Below are 18496 nucleotides of genomic sequence, written 5' to 3'. Positions count from 1 at the left end.
CTCCTACGGAGGAGCGCGTCGTTGCAGGCGGAATCAGTTGTAGATATCGAAGTCGAAGTACTTGCTGGCGATTTTCTGGTAGGTACCGTTGGCGACGATTTGCGCCAACGCGGTATTCAGCCGCTGGCGCAGTGCTTCATCGTCCTTGCGCACGGCGATGGCGGCATCGGCCTTGGTGCCGGCCACGTCACCCAGCACCTTGCAGCAGTCCTGGCCGTTCTTGTTCATCCACTCGTGCAGCGGGAACTTGTCGGCGATCACCCCGTCCAGGCGGCCGGCGGCGAGGTCGGCATTGGCCTCGTCCATGGTCGGGTAGAGCTTCACGTCAGCGCCCGCCTTGGCATACACATCTTCGGCATAGATCGCCTGGGTCGAGGACGACTGGGCACCCACCGTGTAGCCTTCGAAGGTGTTCTGCGCATCACTGATCTTGCTGTCCTTGGCCACGGCGACGGTCAGCGGCGTGCGGTAGTAATGGTCGGTGAAGGCGATTTTCTTGCGGCGCTCCTCGGTATCGATCATCGAAGCCACCACCGCATCGTACTTGCGTGCCATCAAGGCCGGGATGATGCCTTCCCAGTCTTGCGCCACCAGGGTGCACTCGACTTTCATCTGCTCGCACAGAGCGTGGGTGATGTCGATGTCAAAACCGTGCAACTGGTTGTCGGCATCCACATAGTTGAAGGGCGGGTAGGCCCCTTCGGTGGCGAAGCGCAGGGTTTCGGCGCTGGCGTTAGCCGCCAGCAGCAGGGCACATGCACCCACCATAGCCATGGTCTTGTTCATCTCGCACCTCTTGCACTCTTGCTATTGTTGTTTTCCCGTCGTGTAGCCGACGAATTCGTTATGTAGAGCGGCAGTCGCTTCCAAGCGTTTTTCAACATCAGGCCCGAGCTTCTTGCAGACCTCGTTGACCATCAGGTGCACCCACGACAGCATTGCCGAGGTGGACTCCCAGAACAGATTGAATTCGGTGGGGATGCGGAACACCTCGTCGGCATTGGCATCGGCCCAGTCGCAGAAGGTGTCGGTCACCAGCGTGACCGGGATACCGGCCTGGCGTGCCTTCTGGCACAGCAGCAAGGCATGGCGGGAATAACGGCGTGCCTCGAACACCACCAGCGCGCTGTTTTCCGGGCGCCCGAGCAGCACCTCGCCGAAGTGCCCGGCACTGCCATCGACCACCTGGACGCCGTCGCGCAGGTAGTGCAGCAGGTGGGCCATGCACTGGGCCACACCACGCTCGGTCTGAAAACCGGCAATGAATACCCGCGGCCTGTCTGCCAGGCGCTGGGCGGCTATGTGCCAGGCCTCGCTGCGGCTGTATTCGTGCACCCGTACCAACGCGGCAATTTCCAGCTCAAGGCTGCCTGCGCGGGTGTTGTCGTCGTGCTGCTGGCGGTATTCCTCCAGGCGGTCTCCCACCAGCCATGGGCCATCACCCAGGTCGCTCTGGAGGTCTTGCTTGAGCGCCTTGAGATGGGCATAACCGAGTGAGCGGCAGAAACGCCCGACACTGGATTCGCTGACGCCGAGCTTGGCGGCAATGCTGGCCGAGGTCTGGAACGGCAATTCCTGGAGATTGGCGAGCATGTAGCTGGCGATCTTGTGGCCTGAAGCAGTCGCGGCTTGAAGGCTGTGTTCCAGGCGTTGTTTGATCGGTTGGCTCATGCTGTTGCTCCAGGCGAGGCGTGAATAGAAAATGAATGTTTTCTGTCATAGAGTCAACATTTGACAGATAGCTGTCACATGCGGGAAAGTTTTTGTCGCGGCCCACGCTGTTGCCATTCCAATTCCAAGAAAGGAGCTTCAGATGTCTGCACCTTCCACCCACCCTGTCGTACGCATGCCTTTTGCCGAACTGCAGGGGTTGTTGCAAGCGATCTTCCAGCGTCACGGCTGCAGTGCGGCGGTGGCCGGCGTGCTCGCCCACAATTGCGCCAGCGCTCAGCGCGATGGCGCCCATAGCCACGGGGTGTTTCGTATGCCTGGCTATGTCTCGACCCTGGCCAGCGGCTGGGTGAACGGTTGTGCCATACCGCAGGTGACTGACGTGGCGGCGGGCTTTGTTCGGGTAGACGCTGGCGGGGGCTTTGCCCAGCCGGCCCTGGCCGCGGCGCGTGCAATGCTGGTCGAGAAGGCCCGCAGTGCCGGCATCGCGGTACTGGCGATCCACAACTCCCACCATTTCGCAGCGCTGTGGCCCGATGTGGAGCCGTTTGCCGATGAGGGCCTGGTGGCCCTGAGCGTGGTCAACAGCATGACCTGTGTCGTGCCACACGGGGCGCGCAAGCCGCTGTTCGGCACCAACCCGATTGCCTTTGCCGCGCCGTGTGCGGGGCACGACCCTATCGTTTTTGACATGGCCACCAGCGCCATGGCCCATGGTGACGTACAGATTGCTGCGCGGGCCGGCCAGCAGCTGCCGGAGGGCATGGGCGTGGACGCCGATGGCCAGCCGACCACCGACCCCAAGGCCATCCTGGAAGGCGGTGCGCTGCTGCCCTTCGGCGGGCACAAGGGCTCGGCACTGTCGATGATGGTCGAGTTGCTGGCGGCGGCGCTGACCGGTGGGCATTTCTCTTGGGAATTCGACTGGGCGAGCCACCCTGGGGCGAAAACGCCGTGGACCGGGCAACTGATCATCGTCATCGACCCGAGCAAGGCCGAAGGCGACCGGTTTGCCCAACGCAGCCGGGAGCTGGTCGAGCAGATGCAGGCGGTGGGGTTGTCGCGTATGCCGGGCGAGCGGCGCTACCGGGAGCGGGAAATTGCACAGCGTGAAGGGGTGGCGGTGACTGAGGTTGAGCTGCAGGAGCTCAAGGCGCTGGCCGGCTGACACGCTGCAAATGCCCGCTGTGCAATCTTGCATAGACAACCTTGCACAATAGGTGATGTTCCTGCCCGCCGAGTCCGGGTATCCTCACCTGAGCCTTTCCGAACTGTCCTGATCCAAGGAGCTGCACGCTGTGTTCAAACATGTCGATGCCTATGCCGGCGACCCGATCCTCTCGTTGATGGAAACTTTCAAGGCCGACCCGCGCGCCGACAAGGTCAACCTGAGTATCGGCCTTTATTACGATGAGGCCGGCGTGGTGCCGCAGCTCAAAGCGGTGGATGCGGTTGAAAAACGCATCGCCGGCGTGGCCCACGAGGCTTCGCTGTACCTGCCGATGGAAGGCCTGGCCAGCTACCGCCAGGCGATCCAGGCACTGCTGTTCGGTGCCGATCACCCAGCCGTCACCGGCAAGCGCGTGGCGACTGTGCAGACCGTCGGCGGCTCCGGCGCGCTCAAGGTTGGCGCCGATTTCCTCAAGCGTTACTTCCCTACGTCCGAAGTCTGGGTCAGCAACCCGACCTGGGACAACCACCGCGCCATCTTCGAAGGTGCCGGGTTCAAGGTGCACAGCTATCCGTACTTCGACCAGGCCAGCCGAGGCGTGGACTTCGACGGCATGCTGGCGACCCTGCAGGGCCTGCCGGCCAACAGCGTCGTGCTGCTGCATCCGTGCTGCCATAACCCCACCGGTGCCGACCTTACCCAGGAGCAGTGGCAGCACGTGGTGGAAGTGGTCAAGGCGCGCCAACTGATTCCGTTCCTCGATATCGCCTACCAAGGTTTCGGCGAGGGCCTGGTGGAAGACGCCTACGCCATCCGCGAAATGGCCCGTGCCGGCGTACCGTGCCTGGTCAGCAACTCGTTCTCGAAGATCTTCTCGCTGTATGGCGAGCGGGTAGGGGGCCTGTCGGTGGTCTGCGACGATGAAGACACCACCCAAAGCGTGCTTGGCCAGCTCAAGGCGACTGTGCGCCGCAACTACTCCAGCCCGCCCAACTTCGGCGCACAGCTGGTAGCCGGTGTGCTCGGCGATGCTGCGCTGAATGCGCAGTGGGCCGCTGAAGTCGAGGTGATGCGCAAGCGCATCCTCGATATGCGCCAGGCCCTGGTCGATGCGCTGGCCGTTTTGCTGCCAGGCCAGGACTTCCAGTTCTTCCTGCGCCAGCGTGGCATGTTCAGCTACACAGGTTTCAGCGTCGAGCAGGTCCGCCGCCTGCGCGACGAGTTCGGTGTGTACCTGATCGACAGCGGCCGGGTGTGCATGTCCGGCCTGCGCCCGGCCAACCTGCAACGGGTTGCCGAAGCGTTCGCTGCCGTTCAGAAGTAACACCGCACAGTGCCGCTCCTGCAAGGCTTCGCGAACGTCTGAGCGGCCTTGCCGGGGCGCCGGACCGGTCGGAAAGGGCCGCAAGGCGGCCCCATGGTGCAACCCCGCTTGTAAAGACAAGTGCAACCGTCCCTCGGGCGGGGCTTCGCAACCGCCCACTTTCAGTGCACAATCGCGCCCCTCTTTTCTGGTTGGGGTGCTCGAAGCCTCTGTTTCGCCACTCCCAGCCCTGTTGCAGTCTTGCGAGTGGAGTTGCACCCGGAATGAACGAGCAGGCCCCAAGCGTTGAACAACGCTTCGAATCGACCCCGGCTGCCCTTGGCAGCTGGTCCCGTCATGACACTACCTGGATGCTGGGCCTGTTTGGCACCGCTATCGGTGCAGGTACCTTGTTCCTGCCGATCAACGCCGGCCTCGGTGGTTTTTGGCCGCTATTGATCCTCGCCGCACTGGCCTTCCCGATGACCTACTTCGCCCACCGCGGCCTGACCCGGTTCGTCCTGTCCGGGCGCAGTGGCGGGGATATCACCGAGGTGGTGCAAGAACATTTCGGCATCAAGGCCGGTGCACTGATCACCGTGCTGTACTTCTTCGCCATCTTCCCGATCCTGCTCATTTACAGCGTGGCGCTGACCAACACGGTCACCAGCTTCATGGAGCACCAGTTGCACATGACCCCGCCGCCGCGGGCGCTGTTGTCGTTCGTGCTGATCCTGGGCCTGCTGGCCATCGTGCGCTGCGGTGAGCAGGCCACGGTGAAGGTCATGAGCCTGCTGGTTTACCCGTTCATCGTCGCCTTGGCGCTGCTGGGCCTTTACCTGGTCCCGCACTGGACCGGGGGTATCCTCGACGGCGCTTCCCAACTGCCATCGGGTTCGGCCTTCCTGCACACCGTGTGGCTGGCGATCCCGGTGATGGTGTTCTCGTTCAACCACTCGCCGATCATCTCGGCCTTCGCCGTGGACCAGAAGCGCCGGTATGGCGAACACGCCGACGAGCGCAGCGGCCAGATCCTGGCACGCGCGCACCTGCTGATGGTGGCCATGGTGCTGTTCTTCGTCTTCAGCTGCGTACTGACCCTCGACAGCGCTCAATTGGCTGAGGCCAAGGCGCAGAACCTGTCGATCCTGTCGTACCTGGCCAACCACTTCAGCAACCCGACGATCGCTTTCGCCGCGCCGCTGATCGCCTTCATCGCCATCGCCAAGTCGTTCCTGGGCCATTACATCGGTGCCAGCGAAGGCCTGAAGGGCATCATCGCCAAAACCGGTGCACGCCCGGGCGCCAAGGCGCTGGACCGTGTGGTTGCCGCGCTGATGCTGGTGGTGTGCTGGATCGTCGCCACCCTGAACCCGAGCATCCTGGGCATGATCGAGTCGCTGGGTGGCCCGATCATCGCCGTGCTGCTGTTCCTGATGCCGATGTACGCCATCCGCCGCGTGCCGTCGATGCGCAAGTACAGTGGCGCGCTGTCTAACGTCTTCGTAGTGGTGGTTGGCCTGGTTGCGCTGACTTCTGTGGTGTACGGCCTGTTGGGCTGATCCGTCGTTCGCTTTGAGAAATGTCCGGGCTGCTTGTAGCAACCCGGACATTTTTTTGTCCACAAAAACTGTCAGGCAATAGAACAATTTCACTGAACCCCATAGGCACCCGGCCGCCTTCATGCTTAACTCAGTGTCCTTTTCAAACCCCGCATAAGGATTTCGTCCATGGCTCAAGTGACTCTCAAAGGCAACCCGGTTCAGGTCAACGGCGAGCTGCCAAAAGCCGGTGCCCAGGCTCCGGCCTTCTCCCTGGTAGGTGAAGGCCTGGCCGACAAGTCGCTGAAGGACTTCGCCGGCAAGCGCAAGGTGCTGAACATCTTCCCAAGCGTCGATACCCCGACCTGCGCTACCTCGGTGCGCAAGTTCAACGCCCAGGCCAACGATGTGGCCAATACCGTGGTGCTGTGCATCTCTGCCGACCTGCCGTTCGCCCAGGCGCGCTTCTGCGGCGCCGAAGGCCTGGAGAACGTGAAGAACCTGTCGACCCTGCGTGGTCGCGAGTTCCTCGAAAACTACGGTGTTGCCATTGCCGACGGCCCGCTGGCCGGCCTGGCTGCCCGCGCCGTGGTGGTGCTGGACGAAAACGACAAGGTGCTGCACAGCGAGCTGGTAGGCGAAATCGCTGACGAGCCGAACTATGACGCGGCACTGGCGGTGTTGAAGTAAGAATGGTGCAGGGCTGATGCCAGTCAGTTGGGCTTGTCAGGGCCGCAAAGCGGCCCTAAATCGCTTAGCTGGCTGGCATTGAGCGTAACGAAGGCCTTTATCGAAGGTTTCGGCCTCGGAACTCTTCAGTACGCTGCCTCTCCAAGCAACACCCTGTAACGGCCCGGAACGCTTTCCGGGCCGTTTTCATTTAAAGTTCAGCCTCTTGGCAACGTCAGGCAAAGGTAAACCTCTGGTAAAGGGCCTTTGCTAAAAGAGTGCCAGTGCTTATCGTTCACCTTCCCAAGTCGTCATTCCGAACAAGGTTCGTTCAACCCATGCGAGTTTCCGTCTCCCGATCCCCTCGTCGCTGGCTCGTTGGCCTGCTGATCCTGCTGCTGGTGGCCCTGCTGGCCTGGTGGTTGTGGCCCGCTGCAACGCCTGCCCCAAAAGAAGCGGGCGGGGGTCGCCCGGGCAAGGGCATGGGCATCGGTATGGGCCGTCCCGGCTTCGGCGGCTCCACCGAAGCGGTGCCAGTGCGTGTGGAACCTGCACGGGTGGGCGACTTTCCGCTCTACTACAAGGCGCTTGGCACGGTTACCGCGACCAATACCGTCAACGTGCGTAGCCGTGTTGCCGGTGAGCTGGTGAAAATCCACTTCAAGGAGGGCCAGCAGGTCAAGGCTGGCGACTTGCTCGCCGAGATCGACCCGCGTTCCTACCGCATCGCGCTGCAGCAGGCCGAAGGCACGCTGGCGCAAAACCGGGCGCAACTCAAGAACGCCCAAGTCGACCTGGCGCGCTATAAAGGCCTGTACGCCGAAGACAGCATCGCCAAGCAGACGCTCGATACGTCCGAAGCCCAGGTGGCGCAGTTCCAGGGGCTGGTGAAAACCAACCAGGCTCAGGTCAATGATGCCCGCCTGAACCTTGATTTCACCCAGGTCCGCGCGCCGATCAGTGGCCGGGTGGGCCTGCGTCAGCTCGACCTGGGCAACCTGGTGGCGGCCAATGACACTACCGCCCTGGTGGTCATCACCCAGACCGAACCGATCAGCGTTGCCTTCACCTTGCCGGAAACCGAGCTGACTACCGTGCTGGAACGTTACCGCAGCGGTGCCAGCCTGCCGGTCGAGGCCTGGGACCGCGGCGACAGCAAGCTGCAGTCCACTGGCGTGCTGGCCAGCATCGACAACCAGATAGACATCACCACCGGTACCCTGAAGTTCAAAGGCCGCTTCGAGAACAAGGACATGGCCCTGTTCCCCAACCAGTTCGTCAACGTGCGCCTGTTGGCCGACACCCTCAAGCAGGTCGTCATGGCACCGGCGGCGGCCATCCAGTTCGGCAACGACGGCACCTTCGCCTATGTCGTCACTGCCGACAACACGGTCAATGTGCGCAAGCTCAAGGTGGGCCCCAGTGACGGTGAGAACAGTGTGATCCTCGAAGGCCTCAAGGCCGGTGACCGCCTGGTGCTCGAAGGCACCGACCGCCTGCGCGAAGGTTCCAAGGTCGAAGTGGTCGAAGACAGCTCGCAAGTACCGGCCACCCCCGGCCAGCACCTGCAGGGGCAGGACGGCAAAGGCTCGGCCCAGACCGGTGAAACGGCAGGCAAGGCGGGCGCATGAACCTTTCGCGCCTGTTCATCCTTCGCCCGGTCGCCACCACGCTGAGCATGCTGGCCATCGTGCTGGCCGGCCTGATCGCGTACAAGCTGCTGCCGGTTTCGGCCTTGCCGCAGGTCGATTACCCGACCATCAGGGTCATGACCCTGTATCCGGGCGCCAGCCCGCAGGTGATGACCAGCGCCGTGACCGCGCCGCTCGAGCGCCAGTTCGGCCAGATGCCGGGCCTGACCCAGATGGCATCGACCAGTTCTGGCGGTGCCTCGGTGCTGACCCTGCGCTTCAGCCTGGACATGAACATGGACGTTGCCGAGCAGCAGGTACAGGCCGCGATCAACGCCGCCAGCAACCTGCTGCCCAGCGACCTGCCGGCACCACCTGTGTACAACAAGGTCAACCCTGCCGATACCCCGGTGTTGACCCTGGCCATTTCCAGCAAAACCATGCCGCTGCCCAAGCTCAACGACCTGGTCGACACCCGCGTGGCGCAGAAGCTCGCGCAAATCGGCGGCGTGGGCATGGTCAGCATCGCCGGTGGCCAGCGCCAGGCTGTACGCATCAAGGTCAACGTCGATGCGTTGGCCGCCAATGGTCTGAACCTCGATGACGTGCGTACCCTGGTTGGCGCCTCCAACGTCAACCAGCCCAAGGGCAACTTCGATGGCCCGACCCGGGTGTCGATGCTCGATGCCAATGACCAGCTGCGTTCCCCCGAGGAGTACGCCAACCTGATCCTGGCGTACAACAACGGTGCGCCGCTGCGCCTGAAGGACGTCGCCGAAATCGTCGACGGAGCCGAGAACGAACGCCTCGCTGCCTGGGCCAACCAGAACCAGGCGGTACTGCTGAACATCCAGCGCCAGCCCGGTGCCAATGTCATCGAGGTGGTCGACCGCATCAAGGACCTGCTGCCGTCGATCACCGACAACCTGCCCGCCGGCCTCGAGGTGTCGGTGCTGACCGACCGCACCCAGACCATCCGCGCCGCGGTCAAGGATGTGCAGCACGAACTGCTGATCGCCATCGTCCTGGTGGTGATGGTGACCTTCGTCTTCCTGCGCCGCATCAGTGCCACCATCATCCCGTCGATTGCCGTGCCGCTGTCGCTGATCGGCACCTTCGGCGTGATGTACCTGGCCGGCTTCTCGATCAACAACCTGACTTTGATGGCCCTGACCATCGCCACCGGTTTTGTGGTCGATGACGCCATCGTCATGCTGGAGAACATCTCGCGGCACATCGAGGAGGGCGAAACGCCCATGCAGGCTGCGCTCAAGGGCGCGCGGCAGATCGGTTTCACCCTGATCTCCCTGACCTTCTCGCTGATTGCCGTGCTCATCCCGCTGCTGTTCATGGCCGATGTGGTGGGCCGGCTGTTCCGCGAATTCGCCATCACGCTGGCGGTGGCTATCCTGATTTCCCTGGTGGTCTCGCTGACCCTGACACCCATGATGTGCGCACGCCTGCTCAAGCGTGAACCCAAAGAAGAAGAGCAAGGCCGCTTCTACCGCGCCAGTGGTGCCTGGATCGACTGGCTGATCGACTACTACGGCCGTGGCCTGCAATGGGTGCTCCGGCACCAGCCGCTGACCTTGCTGGTGGCGGTCGCCAGCCTGGCACTGACCGTTTTCCTGTACATGGTGGTGCCCAAGGGCTTCTTCCCGGTGCAGGACACCGGGGTGATCCAGGGTATCTCCGAAGCCCCGCAGTCCACCTCGTTCGCCGCCATGAGCGAACGCCAGCAGTCGCTGAGCACGATCATCCTGCAGGATCCGGCCGTGCAGAGCCTGTCGTCCTACATCGGCGTGGACGGCGACAATGCCACGCTCAACAGTGGTCGCCTGCTGATCAACCTCAAACCCCACGGCGAGCGCGACGTGACGGCCGGCGAGGTGATCAGCCGCTTGCAGCCTCAGCTCGACAAGCTGGTCGGCATCCGCCTGTTCATGCAGCCGGTGCAAGACCTGAGCATCGAGGATCGGGTCAGCCGCACGCAGTACCAGTTCAGCCTGTCCTCGCCCGACGCCGACCTGCTCGCGCAGTGGAGCGGCAAGCTGGTCAATGCGCTGCAACAGCGGCCGGAACTGCAGGATGTGGCCAGCGACCTGCAGGACAAGGGGCTGCAGGTGTACCTGGTGATCGACCGTGACATGGCCAGCCGCCTGGGCATCGATGTATCGCAAATCACCAACGCCCTGTATGACGCCTTCGGCCAGCGGCAGATCTCGACCATCTATACCCAGGCCAGCCAGTACCGGGTGGTGCTGCAGTCGCGCGATGCAGCAAGCATCGGCCCACAGGCGCTGGAGTCGATCCACGTCAAGGCCAGTGACGGTGGTCAGGTACGCCTGTCGGCACTGGCGCGCATCGAGCAGCGCCAGGCGCAGCTGGCGATTTCACACATCGGCCAGTTCCCCGCGGTGATGATGTCGTTCAACCTGGCGCATGGTGCGTCGCTGGGCGAAGCGGTCAAGGTGATCGAGCAGGTCCAGCAGGAAATCGGCATGCCCATCGGCGTGCAGACCCGCTTCCAGGGCGCTGCCGAGGCCTTCCAGGCGTCCCTGTCGAGCACCTTGCTGCTGATCCTTGCCGCCGTGGTGACCATGTACATCGTGCTCGGCGTGCTGTACGAGAGCTACATTCACCCGATCACCATCCTCTCGACCTTGCCGTCGGCGGCGGTCGGTGCCTTGCTGGCGTTGATCCTCAGCGGCAACGACCTGGGCATGATCGCCATCATTGGCATCATTCTGCTCATCGGCATCGTCAAGAAGAACGCGATCATGATGATCGACTTCGCCCTCGAGGCCGAGCGCAACCAAGGCATGAGCCCGCACGACGCGATCTACCAGGCGGCGCTGCTGCGTTTCCGGCCGATCCTGATGACCACCCTGGCTGCGCTGTTCGGCGCAGTACCGCTGATGCTGGCCACAGGTTCCGGTGCCGAGTTGCGCCAGCCGCTGGGGCTGGTCATGGTCGGCGGCTTGCTGGTAAGCCAGGTGCTGACCCTGTTCACAACGCCGGTCATCTACCTGTACTTCGACCGCTTGGCACGGCGCTGGCGCCCGGCCACTGACACCACGCAGGCCGAGGCATGAACCTGTCCGGCCCTTTCATTCGCCGGCCTGTGGCGACCATGCTGCTGAGCCTTGCAATCATGCTGCTTGGTGGCGTCAGCTTCGGCCTGCTGCCGGTTTCGCCGTTGCCGCAGATGGACTTCCCGGTGATCGTGGTTCAAGCCAACCTGGCTGGCGCCAGCCCCGAGGTGATGGCCTCCACGGTAGCCACGCCGCTGGAACGCAAGCTTGGCAGTATCGCCGGTGTCACCACCCTGACCAGTAGCTCCAACCAGGGCTCGACCCGGGTGATCATCGGCTTCGAGCAAGGCCGGGACATCGACGGCGCCGCGCGCGAGGTGCAGGCGGCGATCAACGCCACCCGCAACCTGCTGCCCAGCGGCATGCGCAGCATGCCGACCTACAAGAAACTCAACCCGTCGCAGGCGCCGATCATGGTGCTGTCGTTGACCTCTGATGTGCTGCAGAAAGGCCAGTTGTACGATCTGGCTGACACCATCCTGTCGCAGAGCCTGGCTCAGGTAAGTGGGGTAGGGGAAGTGCAGATCGGCGGCAGTTCGCTGCCGGCTGTGCGCATTTCCGTCGAGCCGCAACTGCTCAACCAGTACAGCCTGTCCCTGGACGAAGTGCGCACTGCGGTGGCCAACGCCAACCAGCGCCGGCCGATGGGTTTCGTCGAGGACAGCGAGCGCAACTGGCAGGTACGGGCCAACGACCAGCTGGAAAAAGCCAAGGATTACGAACCGATCGTGATCCGGCAGCAGAACGGTACGATACTGCGCCTGTCCGACGTGGCGACCATCACAGACAGCGTCGAGAACCGCTACAACAGCGGCTTTTTCAACGATCAGAGTGCCGTGCTGCTGGTGGTCAACCGTCAGATCGGCGCCAACATCATCGAGACCGTCGACCAGATCCACGCGCAGTTGCCGGCCCTGCAGTCGCTGCTGCCGGCCAGCGTGCAACTGAACGTGGCCATGGACCGTTCGCCGGTCATCAAGGCCACCCTCAAGGAAGCCGAGCACACGCTGCTGATCGCCGTGGTGCTGGTGATCCTCGTGGTCTACCTGTTCCTCGGCAGCCTGCGCGCCTCGTTGATCCCCAGCCTGGCGGTACCGGTATCGCTGGTGGGGACCTTCGCGGTGATGTACCTGTGCGGTTTTTCGCTGAACAACCTGTCGCTGATGGCGTTGATCCTGGCCACAGGCCTGGTGGTGGACGATGCCATCGTGGTGCTGGAAAACATTTCGCGGCATATCGAGGACGGCCAGCCGCCGATGCGTGCGGCGTTCCTCGGCGCCAAGGAAGTTGGCTTCACCTTGCTGTCGATGAACGTCTCGCTGGTTGCGGTGTTCGTTTCGATCCTGTTCATGGGCGGCATCGTGCGCAACCTGTTCCAGGAGTTCTCGATTACCCTGGCGGCGGCGATCATCGTCTCGCTGGTGGTTTCGCTGACCCTCACCCCGATGCTCTGTGCCCGCTGGCTCAAGCCCCACCGCGCCGAACAGACGCGCCTGCAGCGCTGGAGCGACAATGTGCACAAGCGCATGGTCGAAGGCTACGATCGCAGCCTGAGTTGGGCCCTTCGCCACAAGCGCCTGACCTTGATCAGCCTGTTGGCAACCATCGGCCTGAACATCGTGCTGTATGTGGTCGTGCCGAAAACGCTGATCCCGCAGCAGGACACCGGCCAGCTGATGGGCTTCATCCGCGGTGACGACGGGCTGTCGTTCACCGTGATGCAGCCGAAGATGGAAATCTACCGCCGTGCCTTGCTGGCCGACCCGGCCGTGCAGAGTGTTGCCGGTTTCATTGGTGGCAACAGTGGTACCAACAACGCCATGGTGCTGGTGCGCCTGAAGCCGATCAGCGAGCGCAAGATCGATGCGCAGCAGGTCATCGAGCGTTTGCGCAAGGAAATGCCCAAGGTCCCTGGCGGACGGCTGTTCCTGATGGCTGACCAGGACCTGCAGCTGGGCGGCGGTGGCCGTGACCAGACCTCGTCGCAGTACCTGTACACCCTGCAGAGCGGCGATCTGGCAGCGTTGCGCCAGTGGTTCCCCAAGGTGGTCGCAGCCATGCGCGCGCTGCCCGAGCTGACCGCCATCGATGCTCGCGACGGCTCCGGTACCCAGCAGGTGACACTGGTAGTCGATCGCGACCAGGCCAAGCGCCTGGGTATCGACATGGACATGGTCACCACCGTTCTGAACAACGCTTACAGTCAACGGCAGATCTCGACCATCTACGACAGCCTCAACCAGTACCAGGTGGTGCTGGAAATCAACCCGAAATACGCCTGGGACCCAAGCAGCCTGGAGCAGGTGCAGGTGATCACCAGTGACGGGGCGCGTGTGCCCTTGTCGACCATCGCCCATTACGAGAACAGCCTGGCAAACGACCGGGTCAGCCATGAGGGCCAGTTCGCTGCCGAAGACATCGCCTTCGACGTTGCCGAAGGCTACAGCCCCGACCAGGCCATGGCGGCGGTGGAGCGGGCGGTGGCCAAGCTGGGCCTGCCCGAGGAGGTGATTGCCAAGCTGGGCGGCACGGCAGACGCCTTCGCCAAGACCCAGCAGGGCCAGCCGTTCATGATTCTTGGCGCGTTGGTGCTGGTGTATCTGGTGCTGGGCATACTGTATGAAAGCTACATTCACCCGCTGACCATCCTTTCGACCTTGCCTTCGGCTGGCGTCGGTGCCTTGCTTGCGCTCTATGTCACCGGGGGCGAATTCAGCCTGATATCCCTGCTGGGCCTGTTCCTGCTGATTGGCGTGGTGAAAAAGAACGCCATCCTGATGATCGACCTGGCGCTGCAACTGGAGCGCCATCAGGGGCTGACGCCGGAAGAGTCGATCCGCCGTGCCTGCCTGCTGCGCCTGCGGCCGATCCTGATGACCACGCTGGCGGCCATGCTCGGCGCCTTGCCACTGCTGCTCAGCCGCGCCGAGGGTGCGGAAATGCGCCAGCCGTTGGGCCTGACCATCATTGGCGGCCTGGTCTTCAGCCAAGTCCTGACCCTGTATACGACGCCGGTGGTGTACCTGTACCTCGACCGCCTGCGCCACCGATTCAACCATTGGCGCGGCGTGCGCACCGATGCCGCTCTGGATACCCCGCTATGAATTTTGCCCAGTCCCCACTCCACCGCGCCCTGCAACTGCTGACCCGCGGGCGTGGCTCACGCCTGGTCGGTGCCGGTCTGTGTGCGGCGCTGCTAAGCGCCTGTACCCTGAGCCCGGACTACCATCGCCCGGAGCTGAGCACACCGGCGCAGTTCAAACAGGCCGAGGGCTGGACCCAGGCCAACCCGTCCGATGCCATCGCCCGTGGCGCCTGGTGGGAAATCTATGGTGACGTGGGGCTCAACGCTCTGGTCGAGGAGCTCAACCGCAGCAACCAGAGTGTGGCGCAGGCCGAAGCCCAGTACCGCCAGGCCCAAGCGCTGGTGCGCAGCAGCCGTGCGTCGTTGTTCCCAAGCCTGGACCTGACCACCAGCAAGAACCGCTCGGCTCAGGGCACAGGCAGTTCGAGCTCCAGCCTTTCCAACAACAGCAGCGGTATTCGCAACACTTACAACGCGCAGCTTGGCGTGAGCTGGGAAATCGACCTGTGGGGCAAGTTGCGCGAGACCATGAACGCCAACGAGGCCAGTGCTCAAGCGAGCTTCGCCGACCTCGCCGCGATCCGCCTCAGCCAGCAGTCTGAGCTGGTGCAGAATTACCTGCAGTTGCGCGTTATCGATGAGCAGAAGCGCCTGCTGGAAGCCACCGTCGCGACGTATGAACGTTCGTTGCGCATGACCGAGAACCAGTACCGTGCAGGCGTCTCCGGCCCCGACGCAGTGGCCCAGGCACGTACCCAGCTCAAGACTACCCAAGCCGACCTGATAGATCTGGTCTGGCAGCGTGCACAGTTCGAAAACGCTATTGCCGTGCTGCTGGGCAAGGCACCCGCCGAGTTTGCCCTCGCCGACAGCAAAAGCATCCCGGCCTTGCCGCAGATTCCGGTAAGCCTACCGTCGCAACTGCTGGAGCGCCGCCCGGACATCGCTTCGGCCGAGCGCAACGTGATGGCGGCCAACGCCAACATCGGCGTGGCACGGGCCGCCTATTTCCCTGACTTGAGCCTGAGCATGAGCGGTGGTTATTCCAGCAGTACCTTCAATGACTGGATTCAGTTGCCCAATCGTTACTGGTCGGTAGGGCCGCAACTGGCGCTGACACTCTTCGATGCCGGCAAGCGCAGCGCCGAGGTTGACCGCACTGTCGCGGTATACGACCAGACCGTGGCGCAGTACCGCCAGACCGTGCTCGACGGCTTCAAGGAGGTCGAGAATTACCTGGTGCAACTCAAGGTTTACGGCGAAGAGGCGCTCGTGCGCCAGGAAGCTCTGGATGCCGCGCGTGAGTCGTTGCGCCTGACCGACAACCAGTACAGGGCCGGGCTGATCGGCTATCTGGACGTGGTCAATGTACAGACCACGGCGCTGAGCAATGAGCGCAGTGTGTTGAACCTGTTACAGGGGCGTCTGGTGGCCAGTGTGCAGCTGATCGCTGCGTTGGGCGGCGGCTGGGATGCCGGGCAAGCGTTTGCCAGTCAGGAGTGAAGGCGCGGTCTAGTGTCGAAAAAATGCCCGCTCAGGCATGAGCCAACACCTTTTTTCACCTGCCCTTCAGGCGCGACAAAAGCCGACCAATGGCAATTTGATGTCAGTGGTTCGTCGGGGGGCTCTATCGCGGGGCTGGTGGACTCTCGCAGATAATTACAGATCCATTTGAGCGCTCAGAAATCCCGTGCGTTTCGCCAAAGCTTGAGTACAATCGTCGGCTTTTTCGGGCCCCTGTCCCGTCGCTGGAACTCTCAATGCTGACCGGTAGTTACTCTGCTTCGCTGGTGCTGATTTCACTGTGCGTGGCCATCCTAGCCTCCTATACCGCCCTCGACCTGACCGGCCGCATCGCTACCGCCCAGGGCAGGGCGGTGCACCTGTGGATGGGCGGTGGGGCGCTGGCGATGGGTACTGGCGTCTGGTCGATGCACTTCATCGGCATGCTCGCCTTCAGCCTGCCGGTCGAACTGGGCTATGACATTGGCCTGACCGCCTTCTCATTGCTGATCGCCGTGCTGTCTTCGGGGTTTGCCCTATGGCTGGTTAGCCAACCGAGCCTGCCGTGGCTACAACTGGTGTTTGGCGCGCTCTTCATGGGTGCTGGCATCAGTTGCATGCATTACACCGGCATGGCGGCGTTGCGTATGCTGCCGGGCATTGACTACGACCCAACGCTGTTCGGGGCCTCGTTGGCGATCGCGGTGGGCGCTTCGGCGGCAGCGTTGTGGATAGCCTTCCGGCTGCGTCAGCATACCCCTTACGTTCGCCAGATCCGCGGACTGGCGGCTGTGCTGATGGGCGTCGCCATCGTCGGCATGCACTACACCGGCATGGCCGCAGCCAACTTCCCCCAAGGCAGTTTCTGCGGCGCGCTGGCAGGCGGGTTGCAAGGTGACGGGCTGGTCTATCTGGTTCTGATCACTACCCTGGCGGTGCTCGCAGTGGCCTTGCTGACCTCGGTTCTCGATGCTCGCCTGGAGGCACGCACTGCGGAGCTTGCGCGTTCGCTGACCCTCGCCAACCAGGAACTCACCCAGCTGGCGCTGCATGACACGCTGACCGGCCTGCCCAACCGCACGCTGCTTTCTGACCGTATCGAGCAGGCGATCGGCAAGGTGGCGGAGCAGGGCGGCTGTTTTGCGCTGATGTTCATCGACCTGGACGGCTTCAAACCGGTCAATGATGCGTTTGGTCACCATGTGGGCGACCTGCTGCTCAAGGCAGTGGCAACACGCTTGCGCGGCCACTTGCACAGCCAGGACACATTGGCGCGCATTGGCGGTGATGAGTTTGTGTTGCTGGTGGAACTGCAGGAGCCCGCGGATGCCATGGATGTGGCAGCCAAACAGGTCAACCTGGTGTCGCGGGCGTTCCGCGTGGCCGAGCATGACCTGCAATTGACGGCGAGCCTGGGGATTGTCCTGTATCCGGGTAATGGCCAAGACCAGCTGGAGTTGCTGCGCAACGCGGATGCTGCCATGTATCACGCCAAGAGCGCCGGCAAGAATGGCTACAGCTTCTTCGATGCTTCCATGAACAGCAACGCCCGCCAGCAGCTGCAGCTGCTGCAGGACCTGCGCATGGCCCTGGAGCAACGCCAGTTCCGCCTGCATTACCAGCCCAAGTTCGCCGCGCAGGCTTGCCAGCCGATCGGCGCCGAGGCCTTGTTGCGCTGGCAGCATCCGCAGCACGGGCTGCTGCTGCCGGACCGCTTCATTGGCCTGGCGGAAAAAACCGGCCTGATCATCCCGATTGGCGAATGGGTGCTGGACGAGGCCTGCCGGCAGATGCGCCAGTGGCTTGATCAGGGGTATGAAAACTGGCGCATGGCGGTCAACTTGTCCGCGATCCAGTTCTGCCATGCCGGCCTGGTTGACAGCGTTGCCCGCGCCCTGCGCGAGAACGGTTTGCCGGCCAACCGCCTGACGCTGGAAATCACCGAAACGACGGCAATGCACGATGCCGATGCCAGCCTGGCAGTCTTGCAGCGCCTGTCCGATATGGGCGTGGACCTGTCCATCGATGACTTTGGTACCGGCTACTCGAGCCTGATGTACCTCAAGCGCTTACCCGCCAATGAGCTTAAGATCGACCGCGGTTTCGTCCGTGACCTGGAGCAGGACAGCGACGATGCAGCCATTGTTTCGGCCATCGTTGCATTGGGCCAGGCGTTGGGCTTGCGTATTGTTGCCGAGGGCGTGGAGACCGGCGGGCAGCAGGATTTCCTGACCCGTCTGGGCTGTGATTCGCTACAGGGTTACCTGCTGGGCCAGCCGGTACCGGCCGAGCAGTTCATGGGGACATTGCAGGTATTGCGCAAAAGCCCCGAGGCGGTCGCCTAGCCGGCGTCACGCAGGGCGAGAACCGGTACGAAAGCATCCATTTCAGCTTCTACCGCCTCAATGATACGTTCGACATCGGCTGCCGCCATTATCGCAGTGCAGGGGATGCCAGCGATCGCCAGCAAGGTTTCGCCCGTGGCACGGTCGAACAGGCGGGCGATCATGCTGCGTGGCGCATCCATGGTGGCCTCGAAGCCCAGCGGGTGGAAGTGCCAGCGCATCACCTGGCAGGCGTTGGGGAACGTCATCTTGTTCATGCCAGCCTCCTTGTCCGTACCCGGACGCGGTGAACGGGGCCCCGCGAGCGCGGCCGTCGGGAAACTAAAGATAGCATCCGTCAGGCTGCTGTTCTGCCGAAAAAACGATAAATGCACCTACGCTTGACCCCGGTCACAAACATGGCTCCTTCGCCGTTTGGCGGCAAATGGCCAAGCAAACGTTTTCGTTGGCGGGTGTTGCCAGAGCTGCAGAAGGGTTCTGCT

At 62.9% G+C, this 18496-nt stretch carries 12 protein-coding genes; 9 read left to right on the top strand and 3 right to left on the bottom strand.

Annotated features, from left to right (window positions below; genetic code table 11):
* Window positions 1-33: 33 nt before the first annotated feature.
* Window positions 34-786, bottom strand: a complete 753-nt coding sequence (locus tag EGJ09_RS23120) for a transporter substrate-binding domain-containing protein (protein ID WP_046786083.1) — start codon at window positions 784-786, stop codon at window positions 34-36.
* Between the two features lie 21 nt (window positions 787-807).
* Window positions 808-1671 (bottom strand): MurR/RpiR family transcriptional regulator, encoded by an 864-nt coding sequence (locus tag EGJ09_RS23115; RefSeq protein ID WP_125924876.1) that lies wholly within the window; start codon window positions 1669-1671, stop codon window positions 808-810.
* Between the two features lie 142 nt (window positions 1672-1813).
* On the opposite strand from EGJ09_RS23115, the gene EGJ09_RS23110 reads away from it, so the two are divergent.
* From EGJ09_RS23110 to EGJ09_RS23070, 9 genes are all read left to right on the top strand, one after another.
* The gene (locus EGJ09_RS23110) at window positions 1814-2839 is read left to right on the top strand and encodes an Ldh family oxidoreductase (protein WP_125924875.1); all 1026 of its coding nucleotides are present in this window, start codon (window positions 1814-1816) and stop codon (window positions 2837-2839) included.
* A gap of 130 nt (window positions 2840-2969) precedes the next feature.
* Window positions 2970-4166 carry an amino acid aminotransferase gene (locus tag EGJ09_RS23105; RefSeq protein WP_125924874.1) on the top strand — a complete coding sequence of 399 codons (1197 nt, stop codon included), beginning with the start codon at window positions 2970-2972 and terminating at the stop codon, window positions 4164-4166.
* A 263-nt stretch (window positions 4167-4429) separates the two neighbouring features.
* Window positions 4430-5707, top strand: a complete 1278-nt coding sequence (locus tag EGJ09_RS23100) for a serine/threonine transporter (RefSeq protein ID WP_046786087.1) — start codon at window positions 4430-4432, stop codon at window positions 5705-5707.
* A 168-nt stretch (window positions 5708-5875) separates the two neighbouring features.
* Window positions 5876-6376: a thiol peroxidase gene (tpx, locus tag EGJ09_RS23095; protein WP_012314653.1), complete on the top strand. Its 501-nt coding sequence runs from the start codon at window positions 5876-5878 to the stop codon at window positions 6374-6376.
* A 317-nt stretch (window positions 6377-6693) separates the two neighbouring features.
* Complete coding sequence (locus tag EGJ09_RS23090; RefSeq protein WP_125924873.1) at window positions 6694-7986, top strand: MdtA/MuxA family multidrug efflux RND transporter periplasmic adaptor subunit; 1293 nt, start codon at window positions 6694-6696, stop codon at window positions 7984-7986.
* Window positions 7983-11081 (top strand): MdtB/MuxB family multidrug efflux RND transporter permease subunit, encoded by a 3099-nt coding sequence (locus EGJ09_RS23085; protein WP_125924872.1) that lies wholly within the window; start codon window positions 7983-7985, stop codon window positions 11079-11081. The genes EGJ09_RS23090 and EGJ09_RS23085 overlap by 4 nt, the downstream gene beginning before the upstream one ends.
* Window positions 11078-14185 carry an efflux RND transporter permease subunit gene (locus tag EGJ09_RS23080; RefSeq protein WP_125924871.1) on the top strand — a complete coding sequence of 1036 codons (3108 nt, stop codon included), beginning with the start codon at window positions 11078-11080 and terminating at the stop codon, window positions 14183-14185. Before EGJ09_RS23085 ends, EGJ09_RS23080 begins: the two co-directional genes overlap by 4 nt.
* On the top strand, window positions 14182-15669 hold the full coding sequence (locus EGJ09_RS23075) for an efflux transporter outer membrane subunit (RefSeq protein ID WP_125924870.1): 1488 nt from the start codon (window positions 14182-14184) through the stop codon (window positions 15667-15669). The genes EGJ09_RS23080 and EGJ09_RS23075 overlap by 4 nt, the downstream gene beginning before the upstream one ends.
* Window positions 15670-15926: 257 nt before the next feature.
* The gene (locus EGJ09_RS23070; RefSeq protein ID WP_115274687.1) at window positions 15927-18014 is read left to right on the top strand and encodes a bifunctional diguanylate cyclase/phosphodiesterase; all 2088 of its coding nucleotides are present in this window, start codon (window positions 15927-15929) and stop codon (window positions 18012-18014) included.
* Here the strand turns inward: EGJ09_RS23070 and EGJ09_RS23065 are convergent.
* On the bottom strand, window positions 18011-18271 hold the full coding sequence (locus tag EGJ09_RS23065) for a DUF1652 domain-containing protein (RefSeq protein WP_012314647.1): 261 nt from the start codon (window positions 18269-18271) through the stop codon (window positions 18011-18013). The genes EGJ09_RS23070 and EGJ09_RS23065 overlap by 4 nt on opposite strands.
* Between the last annotated feature and the right edge of the window lie 225 nt (window positions 18272-18496).

This window comes from Pseudomonas sp. p106, assembly GCF_003936645.1.
GTDB lineage: Bacteria > Pseudomonadota > Gammaproteobacteria > Pseudomonadales > Pseudomonadaceae > Aquipseudomonas > Aquipseudomonas putida_E.
This window is presented reverse-complemented; position numbering and strand designations above follow the sequence as displayed.